General features: G+C 64.3%; 9 protein-coding genes. 8 read left to right on the top strand and 1 reads right to left on the bottom strand.

Annotation, left to right across the window (positions count from 1 at the left end; genetic code table 11):
* On the bottom strand, positions 1-986 hold a 986-nt coding region (locus tag ENJ19_01950), incomplete at its 3' end, for a hypothetical protein (protein ID HHM04491.1).
* A gap of 775 nt (positions 987-1,761) precedes the next feature.
* Between ENJ19_01950 and ENJ19_01945 the strand changes: the two genes are divergently transcribed.
* The 8 genes from ENJ19_01945 to ENJ19_01910 are packed head-to-tail and all read left to right on the top strand — an operon-like array spanning position 1,762 to position 11,384.
* Positions 1,762-2,583 carry an SDR family oxidoreductase gene (locus tag ENJ19_01945; GenBank protein ID HHM04490.1) on the top strand — a complete coding sequence of 274 codons (822 nt, stop codon included), beginning with the start codon at positions 1,762-1,764 and terminating at the stop codon, positions 2,581-2,583.
* Complete coding sequence (locus ENJ19_01940; protein ID HHM04489.1) at positions 2,577-4,034, top strand: aldehyde dehydrogenase; 1,458 nt, start codon at positions 2,577-2,579, stop codon at positions 4,032-4,034. Before ENJ19_01945 ends, ENJ19_01940 begins: the two co-directional genes overlap by 7 nt.
* Entirely contained in the window at positions 4,031-4,828 is a 798-nt protein-coding gene (locus tag ENJ19_01935; protein HHM04488.1) for an acylneuraminate cytidylyltransferase family protein, read from the top strand. The genes ENJ19_01940 and ENJ19_01935 overlap by 4 nt, the downstream gene beginning before the upstream one ends.
* Positions 4,829-4,881: 53 nt before the next feature.
* On the top strand, positions 4,882-6,747 hold the full coding sequence (locus ENJ19_01930; GenBank protein ID HHM04487.1) for a transketolase: 1,866 nt from the start codon (positions 4,882-4,884) through the stop codon (positions 6,745-6,747).
* Complete coding sequence (locus ENJ19_01925) at positions 6,735-7,646, top strand: FkbM family methyltransferase (protein HHM04486.1); 912 nt, start codon at positions 6,735-6,737, stop codon at positions 7,644-7,646. Before ENJ19_01930 ends, ENJ19_01925 begins: the two co-directional genes overlap by 13 nt.
* 20 nt (positions 7,647-7,666) lie before the next feature.
* Positions 7,667-8,218, top strand: coding sequence for a hypothetical protein (locus ENJ19_01920; GenBank protein HHM04485.1), 552 nt, complete (start codon positions 7,667-7,669; stop codon positions 8,216-8,218).
* On the top strand, positions 8,215-9,393 hold the full coding sequence (locus ENJ19_01915) for a hypothetical protein (protein HHM04484.1): 1,179 nt from the start codon (positions 8,215-8,217) through the stop codon (positions 9,391-9,393). The genes ENJ19_01920 and ENJ19_01915 overlap by 4 nt, the downstream gene beginning before the upstream one ends.
* Positions 9,390-11,384 (top strand): hypothetical protein, encoded by a 1,995-nt coding sequence (locus ENJ19_01910; protein ID HHM04483.1) that lies wholly within the window; start codon positions 9,390-9,392, stop codon positions 11,382-11,384. Before ENJ19_01915 ends, ENJ19_01910 begins: the two co-directional genes overlap by 4 nt.
* The last annotated feature ends 41 nt before the right edge of the window (positions 11,385-11,425 follow it).

The raw sequence follows: 11,425 nt of genomic DNA, 5'->3' as shown, positions 1-11,425 counted from the left end.
CGGGTGGCGATGTCTGCTGCGGGATCGCCCAGCTGGCCGGAGAAGTTTGCCCCCCAGGTCCACAGGCGGCCGTCGCGGGTGCGGGCCAGGGAGTGGTAGCGGCCGGCGCCGATTTCCACCACATCGGACAGCCCCGCGATGGCTTGCGGGGTGCTGCGGGAGGTGGTGCTGCCGTCCCCCAACTGGCCGTATTCATTGCTGCCCCAGCTCCACACCCGGCCCTCGGCGGTCAGGGCCAGGGAGTGGCGGGCCCCGGCTGCCACGGCCACGGCCGGGCCCAGACCGGCCACCAACATGGGGGAGTGGCGCGGGGCCGTGGTGCCGTCCCCCAACTGGCCGTAGCTGTTGTCGCCCCAGCTCCAGACGAGGCCTGCCTCATCCAGGGCCAGGGTGTGTTCCTCTCCCGCGGCGACGGCAGTGACCGGATTCGCCACGGCGGCGGTCCCGGCCTCCGCCAGGGCGGCCGCCGTGCTCAAAGAGGCCTGGTTGCTGGTGGTAAAACTCGCTGTCAACGACGAGCCGTCCAGTTTCTGCACCGTGATGGTGTAGCGCACCCCGGGTGACAGTTCCCGCTGCAGCTCGAACGCGCCTTGCACGGAGCCGCTGTCAAATTCCTGCGCGCCCGAGGCGGTGGAGAGATCGCCGTGCACCACCCCGGTCCAGGGGATGGACTCGGTATTGGGTGACTCCAGACCCCACACTGTGGTGGTGTCTGTGGTGCGTACCACAATCAGGCGGGTGACATTGCCAAAGTTTTGGGACCAGGTGTACGTCGGCGTCAGGCCTGTGCCCACGGTAATGACCTGTGGGGCGTCGGGGTTCGGCTCGGGGGGGATCAACTCGCTGCCGTCGCTCAGCAGATTGGCCTCCCCCAGGGGGCAGGCGCTGAGCGCCAGCGACAGCATGACCAGCAGCGCAAAGCGCGCCGGCCTGTTTACGGGCAAGTTGTCATGGCGGTGATCGCGGAGGTAAGTGGTGGCCAGCATGGATGGTAGTTGCCAAAACAGCGTTCGGTGTCACAGTTTTCATCGTATCACAAGGTAGACAGGTTATCGTGCGCGGAGGGAGAGTGATTAGGGTTTTCCCTGTACCGGGCCCGGCGGCAACGCCGCGCCTTGGGTAGGGGGTCCCGGTGTCAACGGAACTCGAAAACTGACCCATTTATTCCCGGAAATGGAATTCGAAAAATGACCCGTCCGTTTCAGTCAAGTATTCACTCCTCCATCCGGACGGCAGTGATACGCTGCCCGAGGATACCCGAGCAGCGTTTCTGTTCCGATAAGTTATTAACCCGGCAATCAAACAGGTCGTGCTGACCTGTTTGATTGCCGCCCGCGAAATACGGGCGCCATTGTGCGAAATGGCTGGTATTTCGCGGGCCCGCATTGACTTGCGCCAATGGCGGCACATCCCTGTGCCGCGCTATTTACCCGACAATGCTAATTGCCGGGTTAACAATAAACATCGTTCGAAAATGCTTTGGCACAAAAATAAACTATGTTCAATATATTTTCGCCGAGATTTGTGAAGGCGTCCGCGGTGACAGGCCGGGTGGTATCGGGAGGTGCCGGATGGCAGGCAGTGGGCAGGTCAGCTGGGGTCCCGTGGGAGTCCGGGGGCAAACCGCGGCATTGTGTTCCCGGATTCCGCTGGGGTGTCATCCAGGCTGCATCGGGTTGCGTTTTGGGGTTTTTATCCTGGCCCGGGCCTTGCAATGCTGTCCCCGACATGATGTTAGCGCCAAAGGCTTGACGTTCACCCATGAATAGCGCCGTTCATCCCCTGTTCAGGCTCGACAGTCGCGTGGCGGTGGTCACCGGCGCGTATGGAAAGCTGGGGCCGGTGTGGACGCGGGCGCTGCTGGATGCGGGCGCTGTGGTGCTCGGGCTGGATCGGCCGGGTGCCGGGCCGGCGGCGAACTGGCATGAGATGGAACGGACGTATGGCAGGGACCGCCTGCTGTTTTTCGCGGCGGATGTGCGTGACAGGGCCGCGTTGCAAGACGTTTGCCGCCGGTGTTGCGATGCGTTGGGACGGGTGGATGTGCTGGTGAACAACGCCGGCATCGACCAGCCCCCCGGGGAGGTGAAAACCCATCGTTTGCAGGATATTCCCCAGCGTCAGTTTGAGGACGTGTTCGCGGTCAACGTTGGCGCGGCCTTTCAAACGGCGCAGATATTTGGCGCTCAAATGGTGGAGCAGGGCGGCGGCAGTATCGTCAATATCGGCTCGCTCTATGCCGGCGTGTCGCCGGATGCGCGTTATTACGATCACCTTTCCTGTGATCCGCCCTTTTTGAAACCGCCCGCCTACGGGGCATCGAAGGCCGCTTTGATCAATTTGACGAAGTACCTTGCCACCCACTGGGCCAGGGATGGGGTCAGGGTGAATGCTCTGTCCCCCGGCGGTGTGTCGGGGGGGCAGGACGAGCAATTCAAGGCCAAATTCACAGCCCGCGTGCCTTTGGGCCGCATGGCGGAGGAACGCGATTTGATCGGCCCTCTGTTGTTTCTCGCATCGGACGCCTCGGCCTACGTGACCGGCACGGAACTGAAAGTGGACGGGGGCTACACTGCATGGTGAGCGAGCGCACGATCGGCAACTGGATCGCCGGTGAACGGCGGGAGGCGCTGCGGTTTTTCGACAAAGTCTCGCCGGTGGACGGCAGGGTGTTGTGGCGCGCGCCGCGTTCCCAGGCCGGAGACGTGCAGCAGGCTGTGGCCAGCGCAATGACCGCCCAGGCCGCCTGGGCTGGCACGCCCGGCGTCGCGCGGGGCGAGGTGTTGTTCCGCATCACCGACGCTTTGCATGCGCGGCGCGAGGAGATGGCGCGGGTGGTTGCCCTGGAGACCGGCAAGTCGTTTAAGGAGGCCCTGGGGGAGACCGGTGGGGCCATCGCCCAGGGGCGTTTCATGGCGGGCGAGGGCCAGCGTCTCTACGGTCGCACCACCACCAGCGGCGCGGCCAACCGTTTCGTCGCTACGGTACGGCAGCCCCTGGGCGTCGCCGGTTTGATCACGGCGGCCAACACCCCCATCGCCAATGTCGCCTGGAAAGTGTTTCCCGCGTTGATCTGCGGCAACGCCGCGGTGCTCAAGGCGGCGGAAGATGCGCCCATGACGGCGGAGTTGTTCGCCCGCATCGCTCATGAGGCCGGTTTGCCGCCGGGGCTGTTGAATGTCATCCACGGCTTTGGTGCGGAGGCGGGTGAGCCCTTGGTGCTGCATTCCGGCGTGGCGGTGATCAGCTTCACCGGTTCCACTTCGGTGGGGCGGCGCATCGCTTGTTTGGCCGGGGAACGTTTGGCGAAGGTTTCTTTGGAGTTGGGTGGTAAAAATCCCTTTGTGGTGTGCGATGACGCGGATTTGGACCAGGCTGTGCACTGGGCCGCCTTGTCGGCTTTCAGCAACGCCGGCCAACGGTGCGCCGCCGCCAGCCGGATTATCGTATTTGAAAAGGTGTACGGCGCGTTCCGGGAGCGCCTGCTGGCCGAAACCGCTGCGTTGAGAGTGGGGCCGGGGGACGGGGACGACTTTGGCCCCGTCATCAACCGGCGCCAGCTGGACCGCATGCTGGCCGCCGTCCATGGCGCTGTGCAGCGCGGCGCCCGGGTCTTGACCGGTGGGCGGCGCCTGAGCGGTCCCGCCCACCGGGACGGCTGTTACATGGCGCCCACGGTGCTGGAAGACGTGGCGCCGGAGGATGAACTGTCCCGCACGGAACTGTTCGGTCCCATCACCTGCTTGTACCGCGCCCGCGATTTCGACCAGGCTCTCGCGTTGGCCAACGATTCTCCCTACGGTCTTACCGCCTGCATCCACACCCGCGATGTCAACCGCGCCTTGCGTTTCACGGAACAGGTGCAGGCGGGGGTGGCCGTGGTCAACGCCGGCACTTATGGCAGCGAGCCCCACATGCCTTTCGGCGGCGTCAAAGCTTCGGGCAACGGCACGCGGGAGCCGGGCACGGAAGCGCTGGATGTGTATGCCTCCCTCAAAGATGTTTATCTCAACATGGACCCGGCCGCGCCATGAATGCCGTGTCAAAACCCAAGGCAGTGGCCTTGGTTCCCGCGCGGGCCGGTTCACGCCGGGTGGTGCATAAAAACATCCGCTGCCTGGGCCATCATCCCCTGCTGGCCTACACTATCCAAAGCGCTCTGCAAAGCGGCGTGTTCGAGGCTGTGGTGGTGTCCACCGACGATGCCCGCTACGCTGATATTGCCCGCCACTACGGCGCACAAGCGCCGTTCCTGCGGCCGGCGGATCTGGCCACTGCCACTTCCCCTGACATCGAGTGGGTGGCACACGCCTTGGAAAACCTGGCCGGGGACGGGCATCACTACGACTGTTTCAGCATCCTGCGCCCCACCAGCCCCTTTCGCACGGCGGACACCCTGCGCCGGGCCTGGCGAGCGTTCGCCGGCGATCCCCGTGCCGATTCGCTGCGCGCGGTGGAGCCGTGCCGCCAGCATCCCGGCAAGATGTGGCTGCTGCGGGGCAGCCGCATGCAGCCTTTGTTGCCGTTTGCCAACGGCACGCAGCCCTGGCACAGCAGCCAGTATCCCAGCCTGCCCGAGGTCTATGTGCAAAACGCCAGCCTGGAAATCGCCTGGACCCGGGTGGTGCTGGAGCAGGGCAGTATCGCCGGCAGTGCGGTGGTGCCGTTTCTCACCCAGGGGCGGGAGGGTTTCGATATCAACAGCGAGGACGACTGGATGCTGGCCGAAGTGTTGCTCGACAGCGGTGCGGCCGTGTTGCCCAAGGTCGATCTGCCTCCCTATGGGGGGACGGGCCGCCATGCTGTGGGCCAAGGAGGCACTTGGTGAATACCCTGTATTTTTGCCCCCAAGAAGAGTTCAACCGGATACGGGCACTGGCCATGGCGCCGGAGGGGCGGGCCGCTCTGTTTGCCGATCTGTGCCGCCTGAACACTTTGTACATGATCAAGCGCGCCGGCTCGGGCCACATCGGCAGCAGTTTCAGCAGTCTGGACATCGTGAGCTGGCTGCATCTGGAAGAGTTGGGGGAGGACGATCTCTATTTTTCCTCCAAGGGCCACGATGCTCCGGGTCTGTACGCGGTTTTGCTGGCCCTGGGGCGCTTGCCTTTCGAGCAACTGCACAGTCTGCGCCGCCTGGGCGGCCTGCCGGGTCATCCCGATGTTGGCACGCCCGGCATGGTCACCAACACCGGCTCGCTGGGCATGGGCGTGTCCAAGGCCAAGGGCCTTATTGAGGCGCGCCGCTTGCGGGGCGAGGGCGGACGGGTGTTCGTGCTCACCGGCGACGGCGAGCTGCAGGAAGGCCAGTTGTGGGAATCCCTGCCCGGCGCGGTGCACCACCGCATGGGCGAGTTGACGGTGATTGTCGATCACAACAAGCTGCAAAGCGACACCTGGGTGAGCCGGGTGAGCGACCTCGGTGACCTGGCCGCCAAATTCGCCGCCTTCGGCTGGCAGGTGGCGCGCTGTGACGGTCATGATTTCCATGCCCTGCGGCGCCGGCTCGCGGACTTGGCCGCGGTGCGCGACCGGCCCAAGGTGCTGATTGCCGATACCGTCAAGGGCAAAGGGGTGGCGCGCTTTGAGCCCGCCGCCGGGGAGGCGGACCTGCGCTTGTATGCTTACCACAGCGGCGCGCCCGGTGATGAAGATTACGCTGGCGCGGTGGCCTGTTTGCAGGCCCGTATTGATGCCGCGTTGCAGGAGCACGGCGCCGCGCCGCTGGCCCTGAAGACCGACACCCTCGTGCCACCGGCGCCGCCCGCCGGCCGCCAGGAACGTCTGCTGCCCGCCTACGCCCTGGCCCTGGCGGAACAGGCCGAGCGCGACGACGCGCTGGTGGTGCTGGATGCGGATCTGGCCAGGGACTGCGGCCTGCTGCCCTTCGAGGAGCGTTTTCCCGACCGTTTCATCGAATGCGGCATCGCCGAGCAGGACATGGTCTCCCAGGCCGGCGCCCTGGCTTTGCGGGGCATGATCCCGGTAGTGCATTCCTTTGCCTGTTTTCTCACGGCCCGGGCCAATGAGCAGATCTACAACAACGCCAGCGAGGGCAGCCGGGTGATCTACGTCGGTTCCCTGGCCGGGCTGCTGCCGGCGGGACCCGGCCACTCCCACCAGGCCGTGCGCGATCTGGCCGCCGTGGCCGGTGTGCCGGGTTTGGCACTGCTCGCACCGGGCTGGGAGGCGGAAGTCGCCCTGGCCCTGCGCCACGCCGTGCAGGAGGCCCCGGGCGCCAGTTATCTGCGTCTGGAGTCGCGCCCGGTGGCCTTGCCCTTCACCCCGCCCCCAAGCAACTGGAACGTGGGTCAGGGCACCCTGGTGCGGGAAGGGGGGGATGGGGTGGTGTTCACCTACGGTCCCACCATGCTGGCCCAGGCCTGGTGGGCGGCGGAGCACCTGGCCGCTGACCACGGCCTGCAGCTGCGGGTGGTGAACCTGCCCTGGCTCAACCGCCTGGACTCCGACTGGCTGGAGCTGGCCCTGGGTGGCTGCCGGGCCGTGTTCACCCTGGACAATCACTATCTTGAAGGGGGCCTGGGGTTGCGCCTGGCCGCGGCCCTGGCGGGGCGCAGCGGGACGCCCCGCCGCCTGCATCATTTTGCCGTCAGCCGCCTGCCCCTGTGCGGCGCCGATGAGGAGGTGCTGAGCGCCCACGGCCTGGATGCGCCGACCCTGGCGCGCACCATGGCCGCGTGCCTGCACGCCCAAGAGGAAGGAAACGTGTACTCATGTCTGGCCTGAGCGCCCAAGCGGCCCTGCCGGCCAAGTCCCGGCGGGCGCGCTTGCGGGACCAATACCGCTGGCGCTGGAAGCCGGCGTTGCGGCGGCGTATTTATGGTGGCTGGGGCGTTCTGGCGAGGAGTCTGAGCGCCCTCATGCCGGCGCCCCTGCGGCTGGCCCTGCGGGAGCTGCCCTCTCCCACGCGTCCCCTGGACTACCGCGCCGAGCGGCTCTGTCTCGTCACTGATTCGTGGGTGGAGTACGACAAGCGGGCCCGCTCCTGTGCCAAGGAGCCGGAGACCGTGGCCTGGATGGAAGGTCACGTCCGCCCGGGTGAGACGGTCTACGATATCGGCGCCAACGTGGGGGCCTACAGCCTGATCCTGGGCCGGCGGGTGGGGCCGGCAGGGCGGGTGTACGCTTTCGAACCGTCCTTTGCCAACTTCGCCCAGCTCAGCCGCAACGTGCTGCTGAACGGCTTGAGCGGGCAGGTGATGCCCTTGCATCTGGCCCTGGCCGACCACACCGCTGTGGGCCGCCTGCATTACAGCAGCCTGGCGCCCGGCGCCGCTTTGCACGGCCTGCACCAGGATACGGCCACCACCACGGCCAGCCTCGCCGTGTTGGCCATCAGCCTGGATGAACTGGTGGCCCGTTTCCAACTGGACCGTCCCCACCACATCAAACTGGACGTGGACGGCATCGAGCACGCCATCTTGCTGGGCGGTCGGCGGGTGCTGGCCCATCCCGGCTTGCGCACGATCTTGGTGGAAAGCGAAGCGGGCCGCCCCGGCAGCGACGACATTGCCAGTCTGCTGGCGGAGGTGGGTTTCGAACTGGAGGCGGAGCACGTGCACAACGCCAATCCGCTGCATCCGGGGCCTTATGTGAAAAACTGCTTGTACCGGCGCTTGCGCTGAACGCTTGAGGAAGGTCGCGGATGGACTACAAAGCCAATCTGGACACCGTAAAGATTTATCTGGCCACCGGCTTGACCGAGCGTGCCAGGGAATACTTGCAAAAAATCCTGAGCGGCACCCCCGAAGCACAACGCCGGGCGGCTGATCCTGTCTACCTGAAAGCTGTGGCCCTGTCCGCCCGCCTGTGTCTGGAAGAGGAAGACCGTCAGGGCGGTGCCGCCCATATTGAGCACGGCTTGAGTCTGAAGCCGGACCATGCTGATTTGTTGTTCATGAAGGCGCTCATCTATTGGGACATTCAGCGCTTTGACGAAATGTTCGTTGTGCTGGTGGCCTTTTTGGCGGCGGTGACGGCGGCGGATGCCGAACAGTATGACTACCAGTATGCGGCCCAGCCCGTGCTCAGCGATGTGGTGTACAAGCTGCTGCCGGAAGCTTTCGACAAAGCCACCTCCCGCACCGCTTTGGCGGAGGTGGTGCAAAAGGCGGCGGCGGTCAGCCACAGTGACCTGATCCAGACCGTGCACACCGTCTTGTTTTCCCGTAAGCCCACTGCGGGGGCGGCGCCTTGAGCAAGGCCGGCAAACAACTGCTCTTTGCTTTCGGTGAGCGGGAGATCAACGCCACCTCCGGCCGCATCCTGTTTTATCCCCAACGTCTGGCCGCGGCGGGGTATGGCGTGGAAGTGGTGACCCATGATCAGGCGGTGCAGGAAAAGCTGGCGGAACACTATGCCGCCTGTGACGGGATAAAGGTCAAGGTGGTGGCGCAGGAAGACCGCTTCTGGACCATGCAGCAGCGCGACGGCTTCGCCAAGACCTTTATCGACCTTTATCACGACATCATCATTCCCGGCACCGACATGGCGTTTTGGAAGACCGCGGCCTTCGACGATTTTCTCTGGCATGTGTCCCGCGTGGTGCAGGAGCCCATCCAGGGCCGCTTTGCCGCCGCCTTCATGCCGGTGCCATCTGCGTTTGAGCGCCCCCGCGAAGCCTGCGATGTGTTCTATAGCAACGTGGTGTATTACTGCAAACAGAACCGTGTGCCCCTGGTGGGCATGCAGATCTACCCCGTCACCGACGTGCCGGACATTTTCCATGGTATTCCCGATTACTGGCTGGTCAACAGTTCCACCAAGGTCCGTTATTTCAAAGACCGCGGCATCGCCCCGAAACGGGTGCTGCAGCTCCACAGCCTGCGCGATGCCCATTGTCTGGATACGGTCGATGACCCCCTGCGCAGCCTGGTCCTGCATGAAAGTCTGGAACTGGGCAAGGAACGCTTGGTGGTAACCCTGGTCAACCACCCTTCCAACCGGATGCAGATCAAAGACATCGTTCGGGTCTTGGGCGGGCTGCCCTGTCCTGTGCTGGTGTTTTTCATTTTCGTAGGCGTGTCGGTGCGCGAGCTGACCGAGAAATCTGTGTTCGAAGATCTGGTGGCGCGGGACTTTCGTCAAAATGACGTGGAGTATTTCACGGTGGAGGGGGGTGGCCTGACCCGGGCCATGATGCTCAGCGATGCGGTGTTGGCCACATCTTATGTCACGCCTTTGAGCGTGGCGGTCAAATACGGCAAGGAGGGGATAGTCTACAATCCCCTGGCCGCGCCCTGCGACTATCTGGAAGGCGCCGAACTCATCGCGGACCCGCGCCGCCTGCAACAACGCCTGCAACACTGCTGGCAGGCCAAGCAGGATGAGACGGACCTCCCCGAGGTGGTTCGGCGGGTGTTGGAATCATGAGTTTACAGGGCCGGAAAGTGTGTTGTTTCGTGGCGCTGCCGCACCACAGCCGCTTCATGTGGCCGGTGATGGAACAGGTCCGGCAGGCGGGTGCCGAGATTCTGTTTTTCACCACTTCTTCGGACTATCCCTTCGAACGGGACGTGTTGCAGCGTGGCCTGCCCTGCCGCTTGTTGCAGGAATACGCCGATGCCGCCACCCGCGATAAGATTGCCGTCACCCAGCGTGAGTTCTTTGAACAATGGCAGCAGCGTATTTTCGACTGGGACGGCATGAAGCACTGGCCTTTGGTGCTGCAATCGTCGCTTATCAGCCAGGCGCTGGAGGAATACCATTGCCTGCAGGCCTTCATGGAAGCGGAACAACCCGATCTGGTGTTGGCACTGCACGAGCGCAACCGCTGGGGAAAACTGCTGGGTCACATGTGCCGGCAGTTCGGTGCCGCCTATCTGACCTTTCAGGAGGGTGACTACTACGAAGACCGGCTGAGCTTTACCGGCCATACCGAATACACCACCGCGCTGCTGCTATGGGGCCGGAACACCAGGGAGTGCCTGCTGCGCCACGGGGCCAGCCGCAACAAAATCGCCTTGATCGGCAACACCCATTTGGCCAACGTCGAAGCGCAGTACTTCACCGAAGCCCAGCGGCGCGCCACCTGCGAAGAACTGGGCCTGCCCCGTGGGAAGAAGGTGGTGCTGTTCCTGGTGGGGTTGCAGTGGGGTGTGGTGAAGAATGCCGACTTGTGGCAAGCGCTGCTGGACGGTCTGGGCGATGAGGTGGTAAAGGTTTTCAAATGGCATCCCAAGGTCTCGGCCCACAGTTTCCATACCAATCAGGCCAGGATGTTCCAGGAGCATTTTCCTGACTGCATTGTGGTGCAGGACTTTGACGCGTATCGGCTGCTGGCCGTGAGTGACTACTGCGTCACGCTGGGCAAAACCACCCTGGCGGTGGAAGCCCTGTGCTTCGGCCGGCCCTTGTTTTCCTTGCCCGGGCTGGACGGAGAAGGTGATCATTACGCCAGTCAGGGCATAGCCCAGAGTGTGGCGCAACCGGTGGGCTGGCAGCCTTTGTTTGACACCATGCGCAACGGCGTCCCGGCCAGGATCCAGGCGCAGGTGGACGATTACCTCGACGGTTTTTTCTTCGATAGAAACAAGCAGGCCCTGGCCAAGGCGCGGTCGGTGATTGAAGTGCTGTTGGCGGAACCGGCGCCGGCGCTGCGGCAGCGGCGGTTGCAAAATGATGCCGTAGCGGGGCGGGTCAGTTTCATTCTGCCTTCCGGGACCGATACCCGGCTTTTTCTTCAGACGCTGGTATCGTTGGCGGAAAAAGTGGATTTCCCGGATTGGGAAGCAGTGGTGGTGCTCAATCACCCGGCCGCGGCGGAATGCCTCGCCGCTGTGGCGGGGGATGTGACAGTGGTGGAATGCGACCAGCGCCGTCTGGCTGCGCTGTACAATCGCGGCGCCCAGCATGCCAGTGGTGAAATCCTGGTGTTTCTCACCCCCGGCTTGTTGTATTTCCGCGCTGGCGCCTTGTTGGACACCGCCCGCCAGGGCGTCGCCGGCGTTACCGTGCGCCGGCCCGATGGCACCGTGCACAGTACCGGCATCCGTTTCGATTTCAACTCTGACCCCGTGCTGTCAACCGCAGCCCGGCTGAAACCCGAGGCGGCCGGTGGCGGCTGCCTGGCCCTGGCGCGCAAAGTGTATGAAGCCGCCGGCGGTTTTGACGCGACGCTGGCCGATCATCTGATCGAAGCCGATTTTTGTCTGGCGGCACGGGAGGCCGGGGCTGCCGTGATGCTGGCTGATGGCGCCGAGTGTCTGCTGGCTGGCCGCAGTGAATTCATCGGGCCTTCCTGGGAGGAGGAAGATTGGCCCGGCCGTCTGCGGTTCTTCGCCAAGTGGCGCGGCCGCTTGCCGAAAAGCGACGACTACCTCGCCTATCTGGCATCCCTGGCGGACAATGCGCAGCGGTCGTGACTTCGGCCCCGTTCTAAAGTCTCCTCTCTCGCCTGTCGATA

The sequence above is a fragment of the Gammaproteobacteria bacterium genome, from assembly GCA_011375345.1.
Lineage (GTDB): Bacteria > Pseudomonadota > Gammaproteobacteria > DRLM01 > DRLM01 > DRLM01.
This window is presented reverse-complemented; position numbering and strand designations above follow the sequence as displayed.